Origin of the sequence: Corynebacterium sp. HMSC056E09, assembly GCF_001813425.1 — a bacterium.
Classification (GTDB): domain Bacteria; phylum Actinomycetota; class Actinomycetes; order Mycobacteriales; family Mycobacteriaceae; genus Corynebacterium; species Corynebacterium hesseae.
Genome location: NZ_KV812525.1, coordinates 676 through 23,969 on the forward strand (window position 1 = coordinate 676; position 23,294 = coordinate 23,969).

Here is a 23,294-nt window from a genome sequence, read left to right on the forward strand (position 1 = left end):
GCCGCGACGGGACCTGCCGGGTCGGCGGGTGTGAAGAGCCAGCCTTTCTTACCCAGCTTGACCACCGGCACAACTGGGCTGAAGGCGGGCCAACCCATCCGAAGAACCTGGCATGCTTATGCCAAGGACACCACAATATGAAAACCGATGGCACCTTAAAATACCTGCTGGACCCCTACAGTGGGGATGTTATCTGGCTTTTCGCTGACGGTACCTGGACCATCAACGAAGCAGAAGGACCCCTGGCACCAAAACAAAAACGGTGGGCGCAAACAGTCGCCCAACACATCACCGCCACCAGGAAACGTGTGCGCGAAGAAGCCCAACACCTCAAACAAGAACTCGACGACTACGCACAACAACAAGCCAAAGCTAAAGCCGAAACCCAGACCAACACCGACACTGACAACGGCGAGGACATCCCCTTCTAAACCCCGTCGATTCAAACGACGACGATGACGAAGAACAGGGGCCTAGCCCTCGTCGAATCAAACGACGACACCACTCCAAACAACCGAAAGGACAAGAAGCCAAGAACACATCCACCGTCGAATAAAACGACGAAGACCGGCGGCCTCCCACGTTTCCGTGAAAGGTCACCGGCTGAGGAGCACTACAAGGTGCAGTTCTGTGCGCTACTTGCGCCCTGCTTCGTAGGCGGCACCAACCTTGTACAGGCGGTCATCCTTGAACGCCGGAGCCATGATCTGCAGGCCGGTCGGCAGATTGGTGTCAGACGCCAAGCCGGAGGGTACAGACATGCCGCACACGCCGGCAAGGTTCAGCGGCAGGGTGCAGAGGTCGAAGTTGTACATCTCCATCGGATCCTCAACCTTCTCCCCCAGCTTGAAGGCCGTGGTCGGCGTGGTCGGGGAAACAAGGACATCGACCTGTTCGAAAGCGCGCTCAAAGTCCTGTGCAATGAGGGTGCGCACACGCTGTGCTTGAAGGTAGTAGGCGTCGTAATATCCGACGGATAGCGCGTAGGTACCCAGCATGATGCGGCGCTTAACCTCAGGACCAAAGCCAGCAGCGCGGGACAGAGACATAACCTCTTCCGCGGAGTGGGTTCCGTCATCGCCCACACGCAGGCCGTAGCGCATGCCGTCGAAGCGGGCCAGGTTGGAGGAGACCTCACACGGCATGATGAGGTAGTACGCAGCTAGTGCATCGTCGAAGTGCGGGCAGTCAACCTCGACGATCTCCGCGCCCTGGTTCTTCAACTGCTCAACCGCAGCGTGGTAGGCCTCCATCACGCCCGGCTGCCAGCCGTCGCGCTCGAATTGCTTGATCAGGCCAACCTTGACGCCGGAAAGGTCGCCATTGGCGCCTTCCTTAGCGGCGGCGACTACCGGGGCAACCGGCTTATCCACGGAGGTGGCATCAAAAGAATCGTGTCCAGCAATGATTTCGTGCAGCAGTGCGGTATCCAGAACCGTGCGGGCAGTCGGACCTGCCTGGTCCAGAGAGCTTGCAGCTGCGATGAGGCCGTAACGCGACACCGTGCCGTACGTCGGCTTGACACCAACGGTGTTGGTCAGTGCAGCAGGCTGGCGGATCGAGCCACCAGTGTCAGTACCGATACCCAGCGGGGCCTGGCCCGAGGCAAGAGCCGCAGCAGTGCCGCCGCCGGAGCCGCCCGGAGTGCGCTCTGTGTCGTAGGGGTTGTGGGCTGGACCGTAGGCGGAGTTCTCATTGGAGGAACCCATTGCGAACTCATCGAGGTTCGTCTTACCCAGAATCGGGATACCTGCCTCGCGCAGCTTGGTCACCAGCGTGGCGTCATAAGGTGACACCCAGCCCTCCAGCATTTTGGAGGCGGCGGTCGTGGGGGCGTCGGTAGTAACGAGCAGATCCTTGAGCGCCAGCGGCACGCCAGCCAAGGCAGAGGCGGGTTCTTCGCCGGCGTCGAGGGACTTATCGACGGCGTCGGCAGCCGCCAGTGCTTCCTCCGCGCCAACATGGAGGAAGGCGTTGAGCTCGCCATCGGTCTCCGCGATGCGATCCAAGAATGCCTGAGTAACTTCGCGGGAGGTGAGCTCACGGGAGTGAATCTTCTCAGCCAGCTCGGCGGCGGTCAGTGCGGTAATGCCCTCGGTGGGCGCAATGAATTGTGCCATTCTTATTCGTCTCCTCCACCCAGAATCTGCGGAACCATGAAGCGGTCATCTTCAGCTGCCGGCGCTTGGTCCAGGGCCTGCTCGGCGGTGAGGGTGCGCACAATAACGTCCTCACGCATTGGAGCATGTACGGAGTGCGGGTGCGACATTGGCTCCACACCTTCAGCCTCGACCTTGCCCACCGCGGACACCGAGTCCACGATTTCGTCGATCTGCGCGGCGAACTGCTTCAGTTCTTCCTCGCTCAGGGCCAATCGCGACAGCTTTGCCAAGTGCGCGACCTCGTCACGCGAAATATCAGACACGCGAACTCCATCCTTTTATTCATTGAGACGGTTGATAGCTAAGCACCCATGGTACTGCACAGCTGTTGCCGCGCCACCACCACTCCTCCCCTAAGTGAAGCTCATACTATTGAATAGTATTCGACAGGTTGGGTAACATCGATCGAGTTAGAAAGCCAAATATCCCCTCCCTACTTATTCACCTTCCCCAGAAAGAACGATATGTCGTACCTCGTCCGTGTCCTTCTCCCTGACACCCCCGGCAGCCTTGGCCTCCTTGCCAACGCGATGGGCAGCATCGAGGCAAATATCCGCTCCGTCGACATTGTGGAGAATTTCCCAGACGGTACGGTCATGGATGACATCGTCTTGGATCTCCCCCAGTCCACCATGGCGGATGAGATCATCACGGCAGCACAGACAGTGGAAGGAGTCGAGGTCGACTCCATTCGCCCCTTCAGCGGTCGCGTCGACCGCCGCGGGCAAATCCACGTGCTGGCCAAGGTTGCCGCACAACGCAACGTGACGGCCGCAATGAGCGAAGTCTGCGCCGCCATCCCCAAGGCGCTGACGTCCAATTGGGCCGTTGTTATTGCGAACGACGAGAAGATCAGCCGCATCGCCGCCTCAGACGCCGCGCCTGCCGACGACGGCTCGATCCCCACCGACCTCAACATCACAACGGCTCGCGTGCTCAATCCCGAGAAGGACACATGGATCCCGGAATCCTGGACGCTCATCGAATCCGCGCTGGCCGCTGCTCCCCTCGTGGGAACGAACTACGTGGTGGTGATGGGCCGCGTTGGTGGACCCGATTACCTCGCCTCCGAAGTTGAGCACTTGGGTGACTTGGGTGCCATCTTGGGTGCGTTTCTTACTTAGCGGGCAAGCAACGAGTTGAGTCCCGCGGCGACATCGGGGACCACGTGGTCCACCTCTTCGGTGATCTGCGTTCCCGGGAACGTGAAGGACTCGGTGGCGATGGAGTGCATCGAGAGATCATTGAAGCTATCGCCGAAGGTGTAGAGTTCAGCTTTTTCGTGGCCGAGATGATCAAGCAACCGCGTCAAGCCCTCACCCTTGTTATGGCCAGGTGGCATGATGTCGTAGAAATCGCAGTTAAAGGATGATTCGACGGCACAATTCTCGCGGACCCACTCGTCCACCTCGCGGCGCAGCTCAGGGTTGCCAGGGATCCACAGGGACAACAACACAGTGCTGCGCTTGGCGACGTCCCCCGGATCCACCACTTCCGTATTCGCCACCATGGAGGACTCGCGTCCTGCGAGGCCATCCCACGCTACCTGGTCGGCTCCAGACAAGCCTGTGAGGTAGATATTCAACGGCAGGCCGGTGAAACGAGCGACAATGGACTGCACAACCTCACTCGGCAGATGCTCCTCGTGCAGGATGGAATAGTCGCCGCCGGTGATGACTGTCCCGTTGTAGAGCACGTGGTAGTCCAGCTCCACGCCGAAGGGTTCGAGTGTGTTGCGCGCATTGGCGATGGACTTGCCCGTCGCGGAGACGGCCAAGTTGCCTGCGGCACGCCACTCAGCGATGGCTTTTTGTGTGGCCTCTGTTATGTCTTCGTTGACGTAAACAGTGCCATCCATGTCTAAAGCCGCAATCTTCATGAACCGTAGTGTATTAGACCTTCAACGGCTGAGTCCACCACCGCGGTGCACGCCTTGTGGATGTCGGGTTGTGCCCAGGGGAAGGTGCGGGAGACGTCGGCAAGCGCATGCATGGGCAGGTCATTGTGCCCGTCCCCGAAGGTGATGAGCTCAATGTCAGAGCGCTCAACTTCCAGGTGACGAAGCAGCCAAGTCAAGGCAAAGCCCTTGTCGTGACCGGGCGGCATGATGTCGAAGAAGTTGCGGTTCATCGCGGTACCTACCGGAAAGCGGTCCGTGACCCACTGCGCGATCTTCCTCTGCAGGTCTGGGTTGCCCGGGGTCCAGGCGGCAACAAGCGGGAAGACCTCTTCCTCAATGCGTGACGGCGGGACCGGCACGGGCTCACTGATGATGGGGTTGTGCACGCCCGCCACGTTGCGCACGAGGTAGCCGTCCGGGCCTGTCAAACGTGTGCAATAGAGGTCGAGCTTTGGTGTGTCATGCACCCGCTCATACACGGCACGAACCACCTCGGGCGGTACATGGTTTTCGTAGAGCAACTCATAAGAGCCATCCATGATGACGGTGCCGTTGCAGAGCAGGTAGTAGTCAAAGTCAACGCCAAAAGGCTCTAGTGCACGCCGAGCAGAATGAGGAGACTTGCCCGTGGCCACGACAGCAAGGTTGCCCGCAGCGCGCCAACCGGCAATCGCCTCCGGCACGTCTTCGGGCATGTGGCCATCAAAGTAGATAGTGCCGTCCAGGTCGAAGGCGGCTAACTTCATGCCTCGCCCGTTTCAAGGAGGCGGTTGAAGCCTTCCTCATCCAAGATGGTCAAGCCAAGGTCGCGGGCCTTCTGTTCCTTTGAACCGGCGTTTTCTCCGACGACGACATAGTTGGTCTTCTTCGACACCGACCCGGAGGCCTTGCCGCCACGGGAGATGATGGCCTCCTTAGCGGAATCGCGACTGTAGTTCTCTAGGGTTCCGGTCACCACCACGGTGATTCCCTCCAGCGTTTGCGCGGGCTTATCGCTGGATTCTTCCTCCATGGTCACCCCGGCGGCGGTCCACTTCTGCACGATGTTGTCGTGCCAGTCCACCTCGAACCATTGCTTAAAGGATTCCGCGATGATGCCACCCACGCCATGAGTATCCGCCAGCTCCTCCACCGATGCCGCGCGCAGCGCCTCCATGGAGCCGAACCGCGTGGCTAACGCACGCGCGGCAATGGGGCCAACGTGGCGGATGGACAGCGCTACGAGCACTCGCCAGAACTCAGCCTGACGGGCGGTCTTGAGGTTCTCCAGCAGCTTCTTGCCCGAGGCGTTGAGCGCGCCCTTCTGGGTGGTGTAGACCGAGGATTTAAGGAGTGCTTCTTCATCGAGATCAAAGAGTTCTGCCTCGTCCACGAGCACTCCGGAAGAAATCAAGTCCGCCGCCGCCTTCTCCCCCAGCTCACCAATGTCAAGCGCCTTGCGGGAGGCCAAATACTCCAGACGCGCCGCCAGCTGCGCTGGGCAGCTGCGGGTATTCGGGCAGCGCCAGTCCTGGTCGCCTTCCTTCTGCGGTGCCAGCTTCGTGCCGCATGCAGGGCAGTTCTCCGGGAAGACCCAATCGGTCTCACTGCCATCGCGCTTGTCTAGGACGGGGCCGAGAACCTCAGGGATGATCTCTCCGGCCTTGCGGATGACAATGGTGTCCCCGATGAGGACGTTCTTGTTCTTGACCTCGAACTGGTTGTGCAGGGTGGCCATGGAAACCGTCGAGCCGGAGACAAAGACTGGTTCCATGATGGCGAAAGGCGTCACGCGCCCCGTTCGACCGACACCGACCTCAATGTTAAGAAGCTTGGTGGTGACCTCCTCCGGTGGGTACTTATACGCGATGGCCCAACGTGGCGCACGTGAAGTCGCTCCTAAGGAGCGCTGGCTGGCCAGGTCGTCGACCTTGATGACGAGACCGTCCATCTCGAAGTAAGCATCGTGGCGGTGTTCCTCCCAGTAGGTCACGCGCTCTTGAACCTCCTTGGTGGTGGTGACCCGCTGGGTATAAGGCGACACCGGGAATCCCCATGCCTCCAAGGCCTGGTAGGCGTCGTGTTGCGAGGCTGGTTGGAATCCTTCGCGCGCGCCGATGCCGTGGCAGACCATGTGGAGCCGGCGCTTCTTGACGTCCTCCGGGTCCTTCATGCGCAGTCCGCCCGCGGCCGCGTTGCGGGGGTTGGCAAAGGTGGGCTTACCATCCTCGCGGCGTGCGGAGTTAATTTCCTCAAATTCATCCGGGCGCATGTACACCTCGCCGCGGACCTCTACCAGGGAGGGAACCGGGTATTCTTCGCTGCCCGTCAGCTCACGTGGGATATCGGGAATAACACGCGCATTAGCAGTGATGTCCTCACCCACGCGACCATCACCACGCGTGGCGGCCGTGGCAAGCTTGCCGTCACGATAGACCAAATCGATGGACAAACCGTCAATCTTGAGCTCGGTGAGATAGGCCTTTGCCGGGGTGCGGTCCAGCCAGTCCTGCAACTCGTCAGCGCTAAAAACGTTGTCCAAACTGTACAGGCGTTCCAGGTGCTCGATGTCAACGGCGCCCTCCGGGGCAGCGCCCACCTGCTGGGTAGGCGAATCCGGAGTTTGAAGCTCCGGGTGTTCCGCTTCCAGCGCCAGCAAGCGCTGGAAAAGGGCGTCAAAGTCCGCATCCGGGATCGCCGGCTCGCCGTTGTAGTACAGCTCGCGGTGCTTGCGCACTTCCTGGGCAAGCTCGGACCATTCGCGTTGGATATCTACTGCATCACTCACGAGTCACTAGTGTAGCGGGGCTGCCGGACACAGCATGTTCCTGGCCAAACGTCCTATCCACGCCACAAATATGACATCGGTAGCGCACAAAGTTTGTCTCCCAAGGGCTGCACATAGGGAATCGGAGCCAAGACAAATCCTCCACGGAAACGGGGCCCTAGTTTCTCGCTCAGTGCACGCAAATGCCGAACCTGTCCTGCCTTGACTGTCGCACCGGATTTAACCTCAAGCGCAGCGATGCTATTGTCCGCGAATTCGATGACAACATCCGCTTCCATCCCGGCACTATCACGCCAGTGGAGCAGCTGATGCTGACTTTCAGCCCAACCCTGCTGGGCAGAAAGTTCCTGAAGGACAAACCCTTCCACTAAATGCCCTAGATGCGACTGCACCAGCGGATTCATGAGCATGTCTCGAGTTTGCCCCGCTAACCAGGAAGCCAGACCGGAATCAGTGACCCAACTTTTGGGCTTGGATATTTCTCGCGACGTCAGATTTGATTTCCACGCTTTCACCTGTGAGGAAAGAAACAGCCTTGACAATGTATCGAGGTAGGAGCGGACAGTGGACGCTGGGATTTCCGCTTCACGTGCGAGCTTCGCCGGAACTAACTCCCCCGCCTGATGTGCTGCGAGTAGTCGCAACAACGATTGCAACCTTCCCGGCTGTGCGCTTTCCCGGGATAGGGTTTCTTCAATCACCGTCACATGTGAAACATAAGACTCGAACCAAGCTCGGCGCATCCGATCTTGCAGCTCTAATGCAACCGGATAGCCGCCCTTCAGCACTTTGTCCACCAAGCCAGCTCGATCTACTTGTTCCGTAGGAACAGAACGCACAGGCAATTCGACGAGCTCATCGAGCCTATCTACAAAGGCGCCGTCACTGACGGTTTCACAAATTTCTTGTTGGCTCAGTGGGTGCAAATGGAGATCAATAATTCTTCCTGCAAGGGAATCCTTCTTACCCACTCCCCGAGCAAAATCTGATGAACCAGTAATGATAAATCGACCTGGCCGGCGGTTCCTATCCACCTCGGCTTTTAACGGCAGTGTGAGCTCGGGAAGCCGCTGAATTTCATCAATAATCAGCGTTGCGTCACCACCTTGCTGCACAAAGGTCATCGGATCCTCTTCCGCTAGTGAGAGAGCAGCGGGATCATCCAGCGTTACATACACAGCACGTTCAAGGCCGAGATGCCTTGTCAACGTCGACTTGCCAACCTGCCGTGCGCCCGTGACGTGGACAACGGGTGAGAAGGTCAATGCTTCTCGGGCAAAACCTTCCATACCGCGTCTAATATACCGTTCCATAAATAGCACTCTACCTGCAGTTGGTCATTCTGCAAGGCTTTGTCCGTCATTCTGCAAGATATTGATCGTCATTCTGCAGTTCTATATCCGTCATTCTGCAGGACTTCCACAGTGCATGTCCGAGCCGGGCGCTAGAGTGTTGTCCATGAACTTCGACGCCACCCGTATGCTCTCCTTCGACCTCGAGACCACCTCCGTAAAGCCCAAAGAAGCCCGCATCGTCACCTCTGCCCTGGTTCGTATCGACGGGCGCGAGGTAGATAAGCGGGAAATGCTCGCTGACCCCGGAGTGGAGATCCCCGAGGAGGCCGCCAAGATCCACGGCATCACTACTGAGAAGGCCCGCGCGGAGGGTCGCCCGCACGACGAAGTCCTCAAGGAGACGGTCGATGCCATCTACCAGGCCTGGGAGGAAGGTCTTACGCTCATTGTCTACAACGCCGCCTACGATCTCTCTGTACTGCGCGCGCTGACCGGGGACTTCACGGTGAACGGCCCAGTATTCGATCCTTTCGTCATCGACCGGGTGAAGGACAAGTGGCGCAAGGGCAAGCGCACCCTGGAGGAGGTCTCTGCCCACTACGGCGTGGAGCTGAGCAACGCGCATGAGGCTACTGCCGACGCCCTCGCGGCCGCCCGCGTCGCTTGGAAGCAGGTGCGCCAGCACTTCCCCGAGCTAGCACAGATGGACACCAACGAGCTCATGGAATACCAGGCCGTCGAGTGGTACAAGGACCGCGAGTCCTTCAAGAAGTACCTGGAAGGACGCGGTCGGGATGCCTCGGATGTCTCCACCGCGTGGCCGATGATTTCTTAACTCCAGTACCCAATCCTCAACTAAGCCTTGCCAGGTTTCTAGATTTCTGGAATTCTAGATTCCATGGACACAACAGTCGAAGCACGCCTCGCCGAGCTTGAAGCGCGCGTCGCCGCGCTCGAGGGGCGCACGAACACTGCCGACGCCAGACCTACACCCACCACCACTGAAGAAGACTCGACCTACTGGCTGGTCGACGCCCTCGCACCCAACGAGCAGCTTCCCGACGGTTCCGTCATCTTTGGCGGCAACATAAACGTCGGCAAGCGCTCGTACGCCTACCAATGGCAGCGCCCCACCACGTTCGTTACCGATGAGAGCTGGGCGGAGAACCTCGAGCGTCTCTCCGCGCTGGCTCATCCCGTCCGCGGCGAAATCCTCCGCCGCCTCCTCGCCGCACCCGCCACCGCCGCCGAGCTTGTCGAAGAAAACATCGTCTCCTCCACCGGCACCGCTTACCACCACTTGAGCGCTCTAACTCATGCGGGCTGGACCACGAAGTCTGGCGGCGAATACTCCATCCGCCCGCCCCGCGTTATTCCCCTGCTCACCATTATCACCGCAAGCGAGGACCATTAATGCGCAAAATTGTCTTAGCCGTCATCACTGCTACTGCCGTTGCCGCCGTCCTGCTTGTCGCAGGCCCACAGAGAATTACGCTGGCACAAGACAAGACTGGCGACGAAAACCTAGCCACCCAGCTGGAACAGCACTCAGAGTCCGGCTTCCACAACCTCACCGCCTTTACCCTCCAGGACGGCAAGGCCACCTTCGCAGGACTGGGCAGCGACGAGCACACGGAGGTCGAAATTGGTTCCGTCACCAAGATGTTTACCGGCGAGCTGGCCCACCAGCTCGTCGAAGAGGGAAAGCTGAGAACTGACACCACTGTGGGCGAGGTCCTTGACGTCGGCGATGCACCCGTCGCTGACGTCACCGTAAGGGAGCTGCTCGACCACACCTCTGGACTACCCGCCGTCGCCAAAGCGAACGTCCTCAGCTTTTTCGCCTCAACGATCACCGGTTCGAATCCCTATGAAGGTGAGACCGTAGAGGACATCGTGGACGCTGCCACGAAGGCCGAGCTAAAGGACCGCGGCGAAGAATCCTATTCCAACCTTGGCTACGGGCTCTTGGGTCATATTTTAGAGACCGCCGCCGGGCAGCCTTATGAGCAGATGCTCAAGGAGCGCATCTTCGAGCCAGCTGGCATGACAGAGACCTACCTCATGACGCCGGGCTCTGTGCCTGCCGACGCTCCACGGGGACTTACCGCCACCGGCCGCCATGCTGAACCCTGGGAGATGGAAGGCTCCGCACCCGCGGGGGCGATCCGCTCCACGGCGAGTGACATGGCCAAATTCGCTGAGTGGTTTATGAAGAACGGCGATATCGACTACGGCTGGCAGCCTCCCAGCAAGGACAATGCTGGGTACTGGCACAACGGCGGCACCTACGGTTACTCGACCATGCTCATCATCGAACCAGAGACCAAGCGCGCCGCCTTCGCCAACAACGATTCCCTTGCCGGCACCGAAGACCTTGCCCAAGCTCTATTCGACGAGCTCGCATCTTAAGGAGTAACCATGTTCCTCACCGTAGCGCTCGCAGTCATCACCGCTTCGGAGCTTTGGGCCGCATGGAAGGCCCTGAGAAAGCCCCATTCCATTGCTCAAAGCATTGGCACCACGACGATTACGATCCTCACCATACTCTTCATCGGCTACGCCATGCCCTGGCATACCTCGGTCAGTTTTGGCTGGTGGTACGCCCTTGTCGCAGCCTGCTCGCTACACATCGGCGCGGTAGCTTGGCAGGCCGTGCAACCATCTAGCGGCACAGACGCTGGTCAAGAAGCTCCCGTACGATAGGACTATGAGCTCCTCCCCTACCTGCACCGTTGAAATCCAGGACGTAGACAGTACAACCATCGCAACCCTTCAGCACCGCGCCGCTACCGCTGGTGTTTCCCTCGAAGACTACGTGCGCAACATCCTCACCAGGGTCGCGTCGTCCCCATTTACCGCAAACAGAAAATCCATCGAAGAAAAGGCGGCCGAACTCTCCCAGCGTGCACCTATCGATGTGAAGGGAGACTTCGACGTCATCGCCGCAATCCGCGCCGGACGAGACACATAGAAGACTAAGGAGATCGTTGGTCTCCCTAGTCGCCGCCCTCAGAAAAGTCTCCCAAATCTCCCGAGTTTAAAAAGTCTCCCAAATCTCCCAATGCTCTAGGATGAGGCTATGTCCCCGCACGAGAATCCCTTCCGCCCCACCTTCGGCGTTCCACCACTATTCTGGGTCGGCCGCACGGCAGTGCTCGACACCTTCCGCGCAGCGCTTGACTCCCAACCAGGCAGCCCGGGCCGCTCGCTCATCATCAGCGGTGCCCGCGGTATCGGCAAGACGGTCTTGCTCAACGAGATAGAAGATATCGCTTCTAGTCGCGGGTGGATCACATTGCGAGCCTCGGGACGCAGCTCCATGGTTGACGAGCTCGTTGACACCACCATCCCGCGCATCATGGACAAGCTGGCCCCGGCGGACAAGCACAAGGTCAACCGTGTCGGCATTGGTGGTGTGGCAACCATCGGCATCCAGCACAACACCGAGGAAGCCTATAAACCCACGCTCAACACCCGCCTGCGCGAGCTTTTAGGCATGCTCAAAGGCACTGGCGTGCTGCTCACCATCGACGAAGTGCAGGACGCAGACGCCGAGAACCTAACTTCCCTGGCCGTGACCTACCAAGACTTGGTGCGCGATGAGCTCGACGTCGCTATTGTCGCCGCGGGCCTTCCACAAGGCGTCAACCGCCTGCTGGACCTGCCGGGTGTAACCTTCCTACGCCGCGCGCAGAAGTTCGTTCTGGGCCCGCTCTCCCCCGCGAACGCCGAGGTGGCCTTCACCGAGACCGCCGCACAGTCCGGGCTCGAGTTCACCGATGATGCGGTTGCAGCGGCGGTGCGCCTGTCGCGCGGCTACCCCTACATGGTGCAGCTGGTGGGCTCACTGGCTTGGGGAAAGGCGCAGCGCGAGGGTGGGAGCAGTATCGAGGAGAGTGACGTCGCAGCGGTGTCAGCCGAGGCTATCTCGGTTTTGGGCGCCCAGGTACACCAGCCCGCTACCCTTTCGCTTCCACCGGCCCAGCGCCTCTTCCTCGAGGCGATGAGCGCGGTCATGGAGGACGGCACGGCAGAAATCAAGAACATCGCCGCGCACCAGGACCGGACGGTGCGCTCCTTGTCGGCCACACGCCAAAGGCTTATCGACGCCGACCTCATCGAACCCACCGCCCATGGCCAACTCCAGTTCGTTATCCCGTATATGGAGGCCTACTTCACCACGACGGATAGCTTGGGGCGAGTTGACTAAAGGTCACCGGCATCGCGAGTGAGGATGCCGGCGGTCTCGGTTGCCGAGCGCAGGGATCTGGCGGAGGCCTTGACGGGATAGACGTCGAAACGGTCGACGAGCAGGTCGCGTGGCATGCCGATGCGGTCGAGGTGCCGGGCCAACGCGATAGCCTCCGCGCGGGCATCGGAACCTTCAATGCCCAGACCAATCCGGTGGCCCGCGTTAAGGTGTTCGCCCAAGCCATCAAGGTGACGCGGGGTCTCCAGACCGCGGAAATCCGTGAGGAAGGTCGTGGCAGCAGGCGCTAGCGACCACAGCGGTGGGGCGTGTAGGTAGTCTGCTTCGAAGGATTGTAGGAGGTCGAGCGCGACCTCATCCGGGACCGCCGGGATGGTATCGAAATCTGTGGTGCCAGGGACGCGGCCGGCGATGATATCGGCAAGCAGGGGCTCGTCGAGCTGGATAGCGACCTCCCTGTGGAAGCGGCGCGCGACATCCGCGGCGTGGACACGGACTCCGTAGAGAAGTGACTCCGCGAGCTCGTTAAAGGCGCCGCGGTCGGTGAGAACGCGGTGGCCGTCGGAAAGCTCAATGCTGGCCGCAAGCGACCACGGGCCGAGTGCTTGCACCTTGACGCGGGGCACGGTTTCGCCCCAGACTTCCTGGACCTCGTCGAGGTCGCGCTCCAAGCGGTCCCACGTGCGGCGGGTCAGCAGCTGCGGGCGCGCCGTCATGCGCCACGAGCGCGGGCCTCGGTCGATGGAGATGGCCTCCAGCATGCCGGCGGTGCGGCCCACCGCATCGGAGCCCAGCCCACGCTCGGGCAGCTGCGGGATGGCAGGAAGTTCGGTCTCCCCCATGATGATGTCCGCGGCCTCCGCGATGGAGGTACCGGGCATGGGGCCAAGGGCGAATCCCGTCATCTCATCTCCTTCCGAATTTTTTCTTTTAATACCGAATCAAAGACTACGGCGACATTTATAATGCAATTCACAAACCACTAAGTCGAAGAGGTAAAGGATACTCCTGTGGCACTTGAACAGTTTTCTGGCTGGACCTTCTATTCTCCTTGCGAGATTCCGAGCGACATTCCGTCAGTTCTCGCAGCCAACGAAAAGCCCATTTGCGCATTTAAAACTGTCCGAGACGCAGCCGTCTTCACTAGCCACCGATTGATTATCCGAGATTCTCAAGGTCTCACTGGAAAGAAAGTCGAAATCTATTCTCTCCCTTACTCCTCCATTAATATGTGGTCGACGGAGAATGCTGGAAAGCTCCTAGACGTAAATGCTGAACTGGAGCTCTGGACACGAGCTGGCCACTTCAAAATCAACATCGGGCCCAAAGTCGATATTCGGGCACTCGATCGACTCATCGCTGACTGTGTGCTTCGCTAAACTACTCGGTCCCGCAGATGGTGCCGGAGCCCAGGACAATATCGCCTAGCTCGTCCGGGCTCGGCAGGTAGAGCACGGCAGCCTGGCCACGAGCCACACCGGAAAGAGGCTCCTTCAGGTCCAGCGTCATGCGGTCGGCTTCACGGTCCACGTGAGCGTAGCAGTGAACGACGGAACCGTGGGCTCGCACCTGCACCTCGCAGTCGAAGTCACCTTCCATCGCTGGGTGCAGGTACTTTAGGCGGTCGGCCTCGATGCGGGTCACGGCCAGGTCTGCGCGCGACCCGACGGTGACGGTGCCGGTGGCCGCGTCGATGTCGGTGACGTAGCGCGGGGAGCCGTCGGCAGTCGGCGTCTTGATGTCCAGGCCCTTGCGCTGGCCGATGGTGTAGTTCCACGCGCCATCGTGTTCCTTGAGTTCGTTGCCCTCGGTGTCCACGATCATGCCTGGGCGCAGGCCGATGGAACGCCCCAGGAAGGCCTGGGTATTGCCGTCCGGGATGAAGCAGATGTCATAGGAGTCCGGCTTGGCCGCCGTGGAGAAACCATGGCGCTTGGCCTCCTCGCGGATTTGCGGCTTCGGGGTATCACCAATCGGGAAGAAGCAGTGGTCCAGCTCCTCCTTGGTAATAACACCCAGCACATAAGACTGGTCCTTGTTCTCATCCAGGGAGCGGCGCATGTAGCCGTCGGCGTCGATAGTGGCATAGTGGCCCGTAGCCACCGCATCGAAGCCCAGCGCCATGCCCTTACGGAGCAGGGCTGCGAACTTGATCTTCTCGTTGCAGCGCAGGCACGGATTCGGGGTCTCGCCGCGGGCATAGGAGTCCACGAAATCACCGATGACGGCTTCCTTGAACTCCTCGGAGAAGTCCCACACGTAGAAAGGAATGCCGAGCTTGTCGCAGATGCGACGGGCATCGGCGGAATCCTCCAAGGAGCAGCAACCGCGCGCCTTCTCACGGGTCTGCTGCGCATCCTTGTGCAGGGCCAAGTGCACGCCAATGACCTCGTGGCCCGCCTCCACCGCGCGTGCAGCGGCGACCGAGGAATCAACGCCGCCGGACATGGCTACCAATACTCGCATGCTTTCCCCTTCTTCCTTCTTTCGTCCACTTAGGCTAGTCGTGGTGTACCCCATACCCCAACACACTGAACTCACACTCTATTCCCTAAGCTAAAGGGCATTATGGGCAGGAAGCGCAACAAGACAGATTCAATCGCGGGCACCTACGAGATTTCCACCGGCGAGCTCGTCATCGAAGCCGACCCATTCCGCGATGGCGCCTTCATCCTCAACATCAACGGCGTGCCCTCCTCACACCTCATCCCCGAAGACCCACGTACCCTCGAATTCGAGTACATGCGTTGGATTGCTGCAGCGGTAGAAAACCTAGCGCCTGGCAAGCGCCTGCTCCACCTGGGCGGCGGTGGATGTTCTCTCCCCCGCTACTTCGCAGACCTGTGGCCGGATTCCCATAACACGGTGGTGGAGCTCGACTCGAAACTGGCCGAGCTCATCCGCGAGCTGGCCGATATCCCTGCCGCTCCCCGCGTGAAAATCCGCGCCGGTGAGGCACGCGCGGTGACGGAAGGCTTCCCTCCGAATCGCTTCGACGTCATCATCCGCGACGTCTTCGCCGGCGCCGTCACGCCGGAGCCTCTCACCACCCAAGAGTTCTTCCAGCACGCCCACGCCACGCTCACTCCGGGCGGGCTTTACGTTGCCAACTGCGGTGACCACTCCGACCTGCAAGGGGCGAAGGCAGAACTCGCCGGAATGGCAGAAGTCTTTGCACACGTCGCCGTTATTGCCGACCCTCCCATGCTCAAAGGCCGGCGCTACGGCAACATCATCCTCATCGGCTCAGACACCGAGCTGCCTGTCGACGGCTCCCTGCAAGCCGCCGCGCTTTCTAAACCACTGCTGTCCGGTGCGGTGCCCGCGCACTTTCGCGACGAATCCTGGACCCGCTGCTTCTTTAAGGGGGCTAATCCGCGCCACGACGCCCCGTCACCCGGTAGCGATTAGCGCAGGTTATTGAGCAGGTCCGCCACCTGCTTGGCGTCGAGATTCGGCACCGCAACGCCTGCGGCGTGACCAGCGCTGCGTGCGGCACGGTCGGCGTTCTCCACGTCCTGCTGGCTGACGTTATCGGCGTCAACGTCCTGGAGGTGCTGCGCGTTATCAAGGAAGATGGCTAGATCGCCGATGCTGGCGTCATTGTTGGCCATGTCCTTGAGGTCATCAGTGCTGATGGCGCCGTCGTTAAGCAGCTTTTCCGCTTGCTTGATAAGACCGGTCGCATCGACATCGAGCCCCGCGTTCTTGGCGGCATCGGCGACGGCCGGCACGGCCACAGCACCCGCTGCCAGAGCCAGGATTCCAGCGATCAGCACGCCGGCGTCGTCGCCTAGGTCAATACCCGGGATGACCATGTCATCCAAGATGCCGCCGAAGTCGATGTAATTGCCACCGGAGAAGGACTGCAGCTGTGCCTCAGTACCGTTAAAGAGGTTCATGTCAACATCGGTTTCGATGCCAGCAACGCGGCCGCTACCGGAGCGCTGCCAGAAGGCCAGCTTGTCCCAGCCACCGACCGGGTCCGGCGCGGTGTCCTGGTAGGCCGCCAACCACAGCGGATACTCGGAGAAGCGCGTGGAATTGCCCATCTGGCCCATCCAGAAGTACTTGTAGGTGTACAGCATCGGCGTGCGGCCGGTTAAGGTCTTTACCTCAGTCATGAAGGTGTCGATCCACTCCTCCAGCTGAGCTGTGCTCAGACCCTCATCGACCTCAATGTCCAGCACTGGCGGCAGGGTTTGCGTCGGCACCAGTGCAATCTGGGAGGCGAAGCTGGCCGCCTGCTGCTTGGCATCACCAGCCGGGCGCGCGTAGTGGTAAGCGCCGACCTTCAGACCAGCAGCCGCAGCGGCATTGGCATCGCGTACGAAGTGGTTGTTAACAAACCCAACGCCTTCAGTGGCCTTCACGAAGGCATAGGACTGCCCATCAGACTTCACTGCGTCCCAATCGATTCCGCGAAGGGACGCGTGGTTATTGCCGGAGACATCCACACCGGAAGGTGCGGTGGACGGGATGGCAACGGCGGTGGATACGGACAGTGCCACGGCCGCTACGGCAGTAACGGCGGCGGTAACAAGGCGACGTGCATGGCTCATGCGCGCCACACTACCGCTTTAACAACATGAGTAACAGATGCAACACGCGAAACTTTAAACTCGTTTGCCACAGTTTTAACACCGCCACCAACGCCGTCCCGATAAACCGGTGCAGCAAAGGAACGGGCAATGCTTGGCGACGCCCCTCCAAAAGGTCCGGTCATCAGAACTAAGGGCTTCAACAAAGCTGTCAGCAATCGGAAGGCTGGAGCCGCTCCAGTTATGTGTGTCGCTTTTCGACCGGATAAACCTTGTGCTCCGGGTCATACCAGAGCACACGAAACAGGCTTCCTGAGCGGAACCCCCACAACCGGCAGGCACCACTCAGTCTAAAACGGAAGACTCGTTCTTCATTTTGGTCTAGCTGTCGTAGTCGATTCTGCGCAGCTTTACTCAATTCGTTGATTGCGTGATCATGGTTGCGCCGGTGCCCCTGGGCTCCTTCGTTTTCACACTCTGCCCAAGTCTTCTTAGTTAGATCATCAAGGAACTTAAGTAGTTCCACTGTCTCGTTGGCACTCAAATCCCATCGGCGTCCGTCACCATCGCCAGGAACCTCATCTATCTCCCTAGCCGTCCAACGAACTAATTCGTTCTTATATGAGGCATCTTGTGTTGCGCTCACCGGAACCTTTTTATCGTCAGCCGTGGCAACCAGCGGGGGCACGTACTTTCCACCAGCGTTATTCCTTTGGCGCGCAAGCTTCTTTTTCTTACGCTTTCCGCTGCCCATCGTTATGCGCTAGCCGCGGATTGCATGGCACTGTAAAAGTCTTGCATGACCTCTAGGCTGACTTCGTTCGTGGAGGGAGCGCCATCTGCAACGCCCACGCGCGCCTCGCGCCACGGACGTTCATTATGAGACAAATCGCTCAGCTGCTGACCGTTCAAGTGACCATAAGCAGCTAAGACTGCATCAATGGTGTCTTTCTCATCTGCAGTTAACTGAGTAGAGTCACCGGGAAACATGTCAGTGCTCGCGGTGAATTCTCCGCGGTGGCACCTATAAAGGTCACGGCAAACAGGACCGTTAGCCCATGCCTCTATGCGGGAATTGAACAAGGGCTTTTCATCCCACACGAGACTCCATGCTTGGGCGTAGTAAACGAGCTTCTGGAGCTTCATAGTGCTTACACTAGAATCAACGTTTTCCAGAATGTAACGAGCTACATCGTTGACGCGCGCCATATCCAGCTCCTTTCGCCCTTGTCCTGGTGCATGTTTCTACCCTTCACTTTCTATTATCCACCAGACTGCGCGTGCACCAACAGATACACGAGAAGTCTCGTGTGCGTCCCCCCATCAGTGTGGCATAGGCAAAGAGCCTACTCGCTTTACAAACACCACTTGACTCCTTATAACCATACATCTGGCGGACAAATTTGGCTCCCGACTACTTGGAATTCAATCCATCCACAATCCGTACCGTCTCCATGGCCACGCGCACGACTTTCCCAATCAGGTCCACGATGTAGCGCGGATTGCCTACCTCGTCGGCCCAGTCATTGGGGTCGTTGACGATGCCCGAAGCCTTGTCCTTCTTGACCTGGTAGCGGTCAATCAGCCAGGCGACTGCTGAGCGCGAGCCCAACATGTACTCGTCGGCTTCTTCCGGAATGCCGGCGATGGTCACGCGTTTGTTGTAGATCAGCTTCGTCACGTCATTGACGTTCTTGCCCGTCTCCGGATCCTTGCGCTTGGCCCACTTCATCTTGAGCACGCGCCACGTCTCCCGGTCAGCCTCATCACCCGTGACCTGAATGTCTAACGGCCACGGATCCACGGTCTCGTAGTTGACGTGAAGGGACATCAGCTCCTGCCCGGCAGCAGCAAACTTGTCGAACTCCGCACGCGAACTCGGTGTCTCGATATGCGGCAGCATCTTCTTCAGGTCAGCCGCGTACTTCGTGCGGTAGTCAGGGTCGTGCAGCTTGCCGTAGACAAAATGGAAGATGTCATCACCCGTAATGTCTGCACCCAGCGCGTCACGATAGAGAGCCTTGATCTCATCAGTGATGTTGTCCACTCGCACGTAGCCGTCGATGACCTCACCAATCGAACCGTAGACGCTGGCTTCGCCTTGCTTAACGACGCCTCCCTCACCGAACAGCCCACCGTCGTCGGCCTCGACGGCGGCCCAGGTGAAGCGGGGGAAGAATTGGCCGGTGTCCAGGGTGTGCAAGTTTGGTAGCAGGTCAGTTGCGATAAGACCGAAATCATAATGCGATGCAGACCCAGTCAATACAAAGCCAATGTTTCGGTGCTCTGGAGTTGGAAACATGACTGGAAGCTTGTAGGTCATGTCATTGAGCGACTGTTCGAAATACGCCCGTTGCTTGGTAAACGGACGATAAAGCGATCCAAAGACACGATCAGGCTGCACGAGAATTTCGGTATCTTTGGCTGCGAGATTTTTAAGCGTTCGATTCCATGACGCTTTCGTTGTATCTGCGTATTGTGGATGCACTCGCAGGAAAGCCGTTACGTCCTGTTCCTTAGGCTTCGTGTTCCCCTGGTCAGCTAACCATTTATGAAGCAAAGCTGTTGCCTCAGTGTATGTACCAGTCAAGACTCCCAACTTCGAGAGCAGTTGGCCGTCGGTGTGCGCATAAGCCCATGCGTCGCGAGCGGTAGAAAGACCACGAGAGTACACTTCAAAAATCCTTGTCGCGGCACCATTCTTCACGCTAATAGCTGGCCAGTTTTCAAACTCCTCTGATCGTTGGTTCAGCCAGTCGCCTTCCTTATTTGGCACGATCTCCTGCCAATCCAAGTACTCAACATTCGAGTTTTCGACAATCTCAAGCTTCTCATCACGGGTAGCGCCATCGGGGGTCTGTACATAGTGCAGGTTGAAGCCAGTCTTGTTCGGGTCCTTTACTCCGACAAATACAGCGATCGTGGTCTGCGATCCCGCCCCAAAAATCTGGCCTCCCTCTGCTCGCCAATTGGAGTTACGCATATTGCCACGAAGATTAAACACATAGAGATCCGTGAAATCCTCCGCCATCGACAAGCGAACTCCATCGCCGGTGTTGCCATCAATCCATCCACCATTAGAAACGAACGCAACGATGCCTTGGGCACCAATGCGGTCGGTGGCCCAGCGGAAGGCACGTAGGTAGGAGTCGTAGAGCGAGTTCTTATTGGTCGCGGTGGACTTTGCAGCGTAGGTCTCCGCAATCCGCTTATCTAGGCTCGGGTACTTCAGGTTTGCGTTGAGGTCGTTCGCGGACTTCTGCCCTGCGGAGTACGGCGGGTTACCAATCACAACGTTGATGGGTGCTTGCTTCTGGCGCTCAATGGTCTCGTTGTTCTCACGGAAGATGTTGAGGTCTGGGATGTCGCCTTCCTCGTGGATTTGGAAGGTATCGGCCAACGCAATGTTGGTGAAGGGAACGTACTCGGGTGCAGGTTCGCCGTTGCGCAGGGCTGCCTCTTCGCGCAGGGCGTTGTAGGTGGTCTCAATGTTCACCGCTGAGACGTAATAGGCCAGCAACATGGTCTCGGTTGCGAAGAGCTCATTGGCGTACTTGCGGGCGAGGTCTTCCGGTTTGATGAGTCCGGACTGCAGGAGGCGAACAGTGAAAGTAGAGGTGCCCGCGAAGGGGTCGAGGATGCACACTCCCTCATCGGTCAATCCCTTGCCAAAGTGCTTCTTGGATACATCGTCGGCAGCACGCAGGATGAAATCGACAATCTCGACTGGGGTGTAAACGATGCCGAGAGCCTCGGATTGCTTCTTGAAGGCTTTGCGGAAGAAGCGCTCGTAAAGCTCCTTGATGACCTGCTGCTTGCCGGAGGCAGAGTTCACCTCGGAAGCACGGATGCGGACGGACTCGTAGAACTTCTCTAGGGACTCGGTTTCGGTATCGAGGTTCGCCTTAGACACGGCCTTGACCATCTTCTCCATCACTTGGGCCACGGGGTTGTGGGTGATGAAGTCATGATTCTCAAACAGCGCGTTGAAGACCGGTGCTGTAATGAGATGCTGCGAGAGCATCGAGATGGCGTCTTCTTCGCTGATGCCATCGTTGAGGTTGTTGCGCAGGCCTTCCACGAAGCTGTCGAATTCGGTGCGGAGGGAGCCATCGGCGCCGTTGAGAAGCGCCTTGATGCGGGTGATTTGGTTCTCCGCGATGGTGGCGACATCGTCGGCCCAGTCCTCCCAATAGGTGCGGGTGCCGACCTTATCCACCAGTTTGGTGTAGATGGCTTCTTGCCACTGTTCCAGAGAGAACAGGGCGATCTGCTGGGTCACCGTCGAATTATCAGCCAGCGGCTCAGGGGACTTTGTTTCATCCGCTTCCTTGAGCTTCTCAGTGTCGCTCTTCTCGTCATCCCCTGGCACGTGGACGACGTCGATGGGTAGGTCTTCTTGACCCGCCGTGCCGTTCAGAGCGATGGAATTAATCTTCGCATTGAAGCGGTCATCGTGGGCGCGCAGCGCGTTGAGGATCTGCCAGACCACCTTGAAGCGCTGGTTATCGTCGAGCGCTTTTGCCGGGGAGACATTGCTGGCAACGGCCACGGGCAGGATGATGTAGCCGTAATCCTTGCCTTCGGACTTGCGCATGACACGGCCGACGGACTGGACCACGTCCACCATGGAGTTGCGGGGGTTGAAGAAGATAACGGCGTCCAGCGCCGGGACGTCTACGCCCTCAGAAAGACAGCGCGCATTGGTGAGCATGCGCGACTGTTGCCCCCCCCCCCCTGAAGGAGCCTCAAGCCAGGAAAGCTTGGTGCCTCGTTCCATGGCGTTCATGCCACCGTCCACGTGCTGGGCGGCAACGTGGAGGTCGACGTTGGTCAGGGAGACGTCGTTAAGCACTGCTTTTTCTTTGAGCAGTTCCTGGTGGGTACCGATGAGTGATGGGTAGGTCTCCGCAATGAGCTGGGAGGTCTTGATGTCCTTGGCAAAGGCCACGGCGCGCTGCATGGGCTGGGCGTCTTCCTCAAAGCCGCCCTTCTTGCCCTGCAATTCACCGGAGCGCTTGGCCAAGCCGTTCCAGGCACCAATCATGGCGGAGGCGAGTGAAAGGTTGACCTGGTTGTTCTCACTGTGGGCCATGGCTTGGGCGGCCACGGATTCATCCACGGTCATGACAAGCACCTTGTAGTCAGTAAGCAGCCCCTTGTCCACGGCTTCGCCAAAGCCGAGGCGGAAGAACTCTGGTCCGTAGATGGCTTCATCATCCATAGAGGCCAGCTCCGCGGAGTGCTCTTCGGCCTTGCCCTTGACGGCTTCGTCATAAAGGCGCGGGGTGGCTGTCATGTAGAGGCGCTTGGCTGCCTTGATGTAGTCGGCATCGTGGACGCGGACAAAGTTGCTGGCGTCCTCACCGGCCAAGGTGATGCCGGTGGTGCGGTGGGCTTCATCGCAGATGACGAGGTCGAAATCATCGAGGCCTACCTGCTGGGCATCTTGTACTGCCTGGATGGACTGGTAGGTGGAGAAGACGATATTGAGGCCCTTGGCGCGCTTGCCGGATTCAAAGCGCGTGGTGATGTCCTTGCCTTCGGTGGAAACTGGGACCTCAAGGTCATAGACGGCGATGTCCTCGGCCTTCTTGGAGACCTTGCTGTCGGAGCACACCGCGAAGGCGCGCATGTCGAGGCGGCCCTGGGCGGTCCACTCCTTCAAGGTTTGGGAGAGCAAGGAGATGGACGGCACGAGGAAGAGAATCCGGGCCTTGCCGCCGTTGTCCTCAGCGACGCGTTCCGCCAGGCGCAGGGCGGTGAAGGTTTTTCCGGTGCCGCAGGCCATGATGAGCTTGCCGCGGTCATGGGTCTTGAATCCTTCGATGGCTTTGTCGATGGCCGCCTGCTGGTGTGGGCGGGGTTCAAAGGTCTCGCGCTGGGAGAGGTTGATCTGGATGGTTTTATCGCGCACTTCCGAGCCAGGGAAGGCCACGTCCCAGTTGATGGGTGATTCCGCGATGGCGGAGATGCCAATGCGGCTGGTTGGAATGATCTGGTTGGCCAGCGCATCTTCTGCATGGGAGGACCAGTGGTCCGTGGTGGAAATAATCAGGCGGCTGCCGAAGTGCTGGCGGCCTTCTTCCGTTTGGAAGGAATGACCAGAGGCTTCGAAGAAGGAATCCAGGTGGGACTTCTGAATGCGCGCCTTAGAGTCATAGAACTTGCACTGGATGGCGGTCCACGTGCCGTCATCCACGCGGCGGGCCACCAAGTCGATGCCGGTGTCAGCCTTGCCGCCGTTGTAGCGCCAATCCGTCCAGCGGCAGACCTCATCGAACTGGTTCTTTAAGGTCGGGTCGGTCTTGAAATAGTTGACCATCAGCTTCTCAAAGGCAATGCCGTACTTTGCCTTCGGTTGGTTTTCGCGCAGCTGGTCTAGGACCTCAGAGAACTTCGACATGAGAACATTG

General features: G+C 59.0%; 22 protein-coding genes. 10 read left to right on the forward strand and 12 right to left on the reverse strand.

What is annotated here, in order from left to right; all coding sequences use genetic code 11:
- Positions 1-431 (forward strand): HNH endonuclease signature motif containing protein (locus tag HMPREF2912_RS11655; RefSeq protein WP_148139424.1); only part of this gene is annotated, 431 nt, incomplete at its 5' end.
- Between the two features lie 204 nt (positions 432-635).
- On the opposite strand, the gene gatA is transcribed toward HMPREF2912_RS11655, so the two are convergent.
- Positions 636-2,120, reverse strand: a complete 1,485-nt coding sequence (gatA, locus tag HMPREF2912_RS11660) for an Asp-tRNA(Asn)/Glu-tRNA(Gln) amidotransferase subunit GatA (RefSeq protein ID WP_070597056.1) — start codon at positions 2,118-2,120, stop codon at positions 636-638.
- A 2-nt stretch (positions 2,121-2,122) separates the two neighbouring features.
- Positions 2,123-2,425: an Asp-tRNA(Asn)/Glu-tRNA(Gln) amidotransferase subunit GatC gene (gene gatC / locus HMPREF2912_RS11665; protein WP_070525257.1), complete on the reverse strand. Its 303-nt coding sequence runs from the start codon at positions 2,423-2,425 to the stop codon at positions 2,123-2,125.
- Between the two features lie 201 nt (positions 2,426-2,626).
- On the opposite strand from gatC, the gene HMPREF2912_RS11670 reads away from it, so the two are divergent.
- Complete coding sequence (locus HMPREF2912_RS11670) at positions 2,627-3,286, forward strand: ACT domain-containing protein (protein WP_070624924.1); 660 nt, start codon at positions 2,627-2,629, stop codon at positions 3,284-3,286.
- On the opposite strand, the gene HMPREF2912_RS11675 is transcribed toward HMPREF2912_RS11670, so the two are convergent.
- The 4 genes from HMPREF2912_RS11675 to HMPREF2912_RS11690 are packed head-to-tail and all read right to left on the reverse strand — an operon-like array spanning position 3,283 to position 8,142.
- Positions 3,283-4,041, reverse strand: coding sequence for an HAD hydrolase family protein (locus HMPREF2912_RS11675; RefSeq protein ID WP_070525254.1), 759 nt, complete (start codon positions 4,039-4,041; stop codon positions 3,283-3,285). The two genes, HMPREF2912_RS11670 and HMPREF2912_RS11675, sit on opposite strands and share 4 nt — an antisense overlap.
- Complete coding sequence (locus HMPREF2912_RS11680; RefSeq protein ID WP_070684288.1) at positions 4,038-4,808, reverse strand: HAD family hydrolase; 771 nt, start codon at positions 4,806-4,808, stop codon at positions 4,038-4,040. Before HMPREF2912_RS11680 ends, HMPREF2912_RS11675 begins: the two co-directional genes overlap by 4 nt.
- Entirely contained in the window at positions 4,805-6,829 is a 2,025-nt protein-coding gene (gene ligA / locus HMPREF2912_RS11685) for an NAD-dependent DNA ligase LigA (RefSeq protein WP_070684290.1), read from the reverse strand. Before ligA ends, HMPREF2912_RS11680 begins: the two co-directional genes overlap by 4 nt.
- Positions 6,830-6,882: 53 nt before the next feature.
- A complete protein-coding gene (locus HMPREF2912_RS11690; protein WP_070525251.1) occupies positions 6,883-8,142 on the reverse strand; it encodes an ATP-binding protein in 1,260 nt (419 codons plus the stop codon).
- Between the two features lie 145 nt (positions 8,143-8,287).
- On the opposite strand from HMPREF2912_RS11690, the gene HMPREF2912_RS11695 reads away from it, so the two are divergent.
- From HMPREF2912_RS11695 to HMPREF2912_RS11720, 6 genes are all read left to right on the forward strand, one after another.
- Complete coding sequence (locus HMPREF2912_RS11695) at positions 8,288-8,959, forward strand: 3'-5' exonuclease (RefSeq protein ID WP_070563067.1); 672 nt, start codon at positions 8,288-8,290, stop codon at positions 8,957-8,959.
- Between the two features lie 63 nt (positions 8,960-9,022).
- Positions 9,023-9,538, forward strand: a complete 516-nt coding sequence (locus tag HMPREF2912_RS11700; protein ID WP_070563064.1) for an ArsR/SmtB family transcription factor — start codon at positions 9,023-9,025, stop codon at positions 9,536-9,538.
- Positions 9,538-10,536: a serine hydrolase domain-containing protein gene (locus HMPREF2912_RS11705; protein WP_070563061.1), complete on the forward strand. Its 999-nt coding sequence runs from the start codon at positions 9,538-9,540 to the stop codon at positions 10,534-10,536. Before HMPREF2912_RS11700 ends, HMPREF2912_RS11705 begins: the two co-directional genes overlap by 1 nt.
- A gap of 9 nt (positions 10,537-10,545) precedes the next feature.
- Positions 10,546-10,830 (forward strand): hypothetical protein, encoded by a 285-nt coding sequence (locus tag HMPREF2912_RS11710; RefSeq protein ID WP_070563058.1) that lies wholly within the window; start codon positions 10,546-10,548, stop codon positions 10,828-10,830.
- A gap of 4 nt (positions 10,831-10,834) precedes the next feature.
- Positions 10,835-11,098, forward strand: a complete 264-nt coding sequence (locus HMPREF2912_RS11715) for a FitA-like ribbon-helix-helix domain-containing protein (protein WP_070525241.1) — start codon at positions 10,835-10,837, stop codon at positions 11,096-11,098.
- A 108-nt stretch (positions 11,099-11,206) separates the two neighbouring features.
- On the forward strand, positions 11,207-12,337 hold the full coding sequence (locus HMPREF2912_RS11720) for an ATP-binding protein (protein ID WP_070525238.1): 1,131 nt from the start codon (positions 11,207-11,209) through the stop codon (positions 12,335-12,337).
- On the opposite strand, the gene HMPREF2912_RS11725 is transcribed toward HMPREF2912_RS11720, so the two are convergent.
- On the reverse strand, positions 12,334-13,242 hold the full coding sequence (locus HMPREF2912_RS11725; RefSeq protein ID WP_070684292.1) for a uroporphyrinogen decarboxylase/cobalamine-independent methonine synthase family protein: 909 nt from the start codon (positions 13,240-13,242) through the stop codon (positions 12,334-12,336). The genes HMPREF2912_RS11720 and HMPREF2912_RS11725 overlap by 4 nt on opposite strands.
- A 105-nt stretch (positions 13,243-13,347) precedes the next feature.
- On the opposite strand from HMPREF2912_RS11725, the gene HMPREF2912_RS11730 reads away from it, so the two are divergent.
- Positions 13,348-13,716 (forward strand): PH domain-containing protein, encoded by a 369-nt coding sequence (locus HMPREF2912_RS11730; RefSeq protein ID WP_070525234.1) that lies wholly within the window; start codon positions 13,348-13,350, stop codon positions 13,714-13,716.
- Between the two features lies 1 nt (position 13,717).
- Here HMPREF2912_RS11730 and mnmA read toward each other — a convergent pair whose 3' ends face one another.
- Positions 13,718-14,803 (reverse strand): tRNA 2-thiouridine(34) synthase MnmA, encoded by a 1,086-nt coding sequence (gene mnmA, locus HMPREF2912_RS11735; RefSeq protein WP_070563057.1) that lies wholly within the window; start codon positions 14,801-14,803, stop codon positions 13,718-13,720.
- A gap of 102 nt (positions 14,804-14,905) precedes the next feature.
- Here mnmA and HMPREF2912_RS11740 point away from each other — a divergent pair, with 102 nt between their 5' ends.
- A complete protein-coding gene (locus tag HMPREF2912_RS11740) occupies positions 14,906-15,748 on the forward strand; it encodes a spermidine synthase (protein ID WP_070684294.1) in 843 nt (280 codons plus the stop codon).
- On the opposite strand, the gene HMPREF2912_RS11745 is transcribed toward HMPREF2912_RS11740, so the two are convergent.
- From HMPREF2912_RS11745 to HMPREF2912_RS11760, 4 genes are all read right to left on the reverse strand, one after another.
- A complete protein-coding gene (locus HMPREF2912_RS11745) occupies positions 15,745-16,899 on the reverse strand; it encodes a glycoside hydrolase family 25 protein (protein ID WP_070563095.1) in 1,155 nt (384 codons plus the stop codon). The genes HMPREF2912_RS11740 and HMPREF2912_RS11745 overlap by 4 nt on opposite strands.
- A gap of 220 nt (positions 16,900-17,119) precedes the next feature.
- Positions 17,120-17,632, reverse strand: coding sequence for a hypothetical protein (locus HMPREF2912_RS11750; protein ID WP_070563051.1), 513 nt, complete (start codon positions 17,630-17,632; stop codon positions 17,120-17,122).
- A 2-nt stretch (positions 17,633-17,634) separates the two neighbouring features.
- Positions 17,635-18,087, reverse strand: a complete 453-nt coding sequence (locus HMPREF2912_RS11755) for a Panacea domain-containing protein (RefSeq protein ID WP_070525225.1) — start codon at positions 18,085-18,087, stop codon at positions 17,635-17,637.
- A 205-nt stretch (positions 18,088-18,292) separates the two neighbouring features.
- Positions 18,293-23,284: a DEAD/DEAH box helicase gene (locus HMPREF2912_RS11760; RefSeq protein ID WP_070684352.1), complete on the reverse strand. Its 4,992-nt coding sequence runs from the start codon at positions 23,282-23,284 to the stop codon at positions 18,293-18,295.
- Between the last annotated feature and the right edge of the window lie 10 nt (positions 23,285-23,294).

What these genes read in the sequence shown, in the direction of transcription:
- gatA (WP_070597056.1), bottom strand. Translation starts at nt 2,120, where the DNA reads ATGGCACAATTCATTGCGCCCACCGAGGGCATTACCGCACTGACCGCC.
- HMPREF2912_RS11670 (WP_070624924.1), top strand. Translation starts at nt 2,627, where the DNA reads ATGTCGTACCTCGTCCGTGTCCTTCTCCCTGACACCCCCGGCAGCCTT.
- HMPREF2912_RS11675 (WP_070525254.1), bottom strand. Translation starts at nt 4,041, where the DNA reads ATGAAGATTGCGGCTTTAGACATGGATGGCACTGTTTACGTCAACGAA.
- HMPREF2912_RS11680 (WP_070684288.1), bottom strand. Translation starts at nt 4,808, where the DNA reads ATGAAGTTAGCCGCCTTCGACCTGGACGGCACTATCTACTTTGATGGC.
- HMPREF2912_RS11690 (WP_070525251.1), bottom strand. Translation starts at nt 8,142, where the DNA reads ATGGAACGGTATATTAGACGCGGTATGGAAGGTTTTGCCCGAGAAGCA.
- HMPREF2912_RS11695 (WP_070563067.1), top strand. Translation starts at nt 8,288, where the DNA reads ATGAACTTCGACGCCACCCGTATGCTCTCCTTCGACCTCGAGACCACC.
- HMPREF2912_RS11700 (WP_070563064.1), top strand. Translation starts at nt 9,023, where the DNA reads ATGGACACAACAGTCGAAGCACGCCTCGCCGAGCTTGAAGCGCGCGTC.
- HMPREF2912_RS11705 (WP_070563061.1), top strand. Translation starts at nt 9,538, where the DNA reads ATGCGCAAAATTGTCTTAGCCGTCATCACTGCTACTGCCGTTGCCGCC.
- HMPREF2912_RS11710 (WP_070563058.1), top strand. Translation starts at nt 10,546, where the DNA reads ATGTTCCTCACCGTAGCGCTCGCAGTCATCACCGCTTCGGAGCTTTGG.
- HMPREF2912_RS11715 (WP_070525241.1), top strand. Translation starts at nt 10,835, where the DNA reads ATGAGCTCCTCCCCTACCTGCACCGTTGAAATCCAGGACGTAGACAGT.
- HMPREF2912_RS11720 (WP_070525238.1), top strand. Translation starts at nt 11,207, where the DNA reads ATGTCCCCGCACGAGAATCCCTTCCGCCCCACCTTCGGCGTTCCACCA.
- HMPREF2912_RS11725 (WP_070684292.1), bottom strand. Translation starts at nt 13,242, where the DNA reads ATGACGGGATTCGCCCTTGGCCCCATGCCCGGTACCTCCATCGCGGAG.
- mnmA (WP_070563057.1), bottom strand. Translation starts at nt 14,803, where the DNA reads ATGCGAGTATTGGTAGCCATGTCCGGCGGCGTTGATTCCTCGGTCGCC.
- HMPREF2912_RS11740 (WP_070684294.1), top strand. Translation starts at nt 14,906, where the DNA reads ATGGGCAGGAAGCGCAACAAGACAGATTCAATCGCGGGCACCTACGAG.
- HMPREF2912_RS11745 (WP_070563095.1), bottom strand. Translation starts at nt 16,899, where the DNA reads ATGAGCCATGCACGTCGCCTTGTTACCGCCGCCGTTACTGCCGTAGCG.
- HMPREF2912_RS11750 (WP_070563051.1), bottom strand. Translation starts at nt 17,632, where the DNA reads ATGGGCAGCGGAAAGCGTAAGAAAAAGAAGCTTGCGCGCCAAAGGAAT.
- HMPREF2912_RS11755 (WP_070525225.1), bottom strand. Translation starts at nt 18,087, where the DNA reads ATGGCGCGCGTCAACGATGTAGCTCGTTACATTCTGGAAAACGTTGAT.
- HMPREF2912_RS11760 (WP_070684352.1), bottom strand. Translation starts at nt 23,284, where the DNA reads ATGTCGAAGTTCTCTGAGGTCCTAGACCAGCTGCGCGAAAACCAACCG.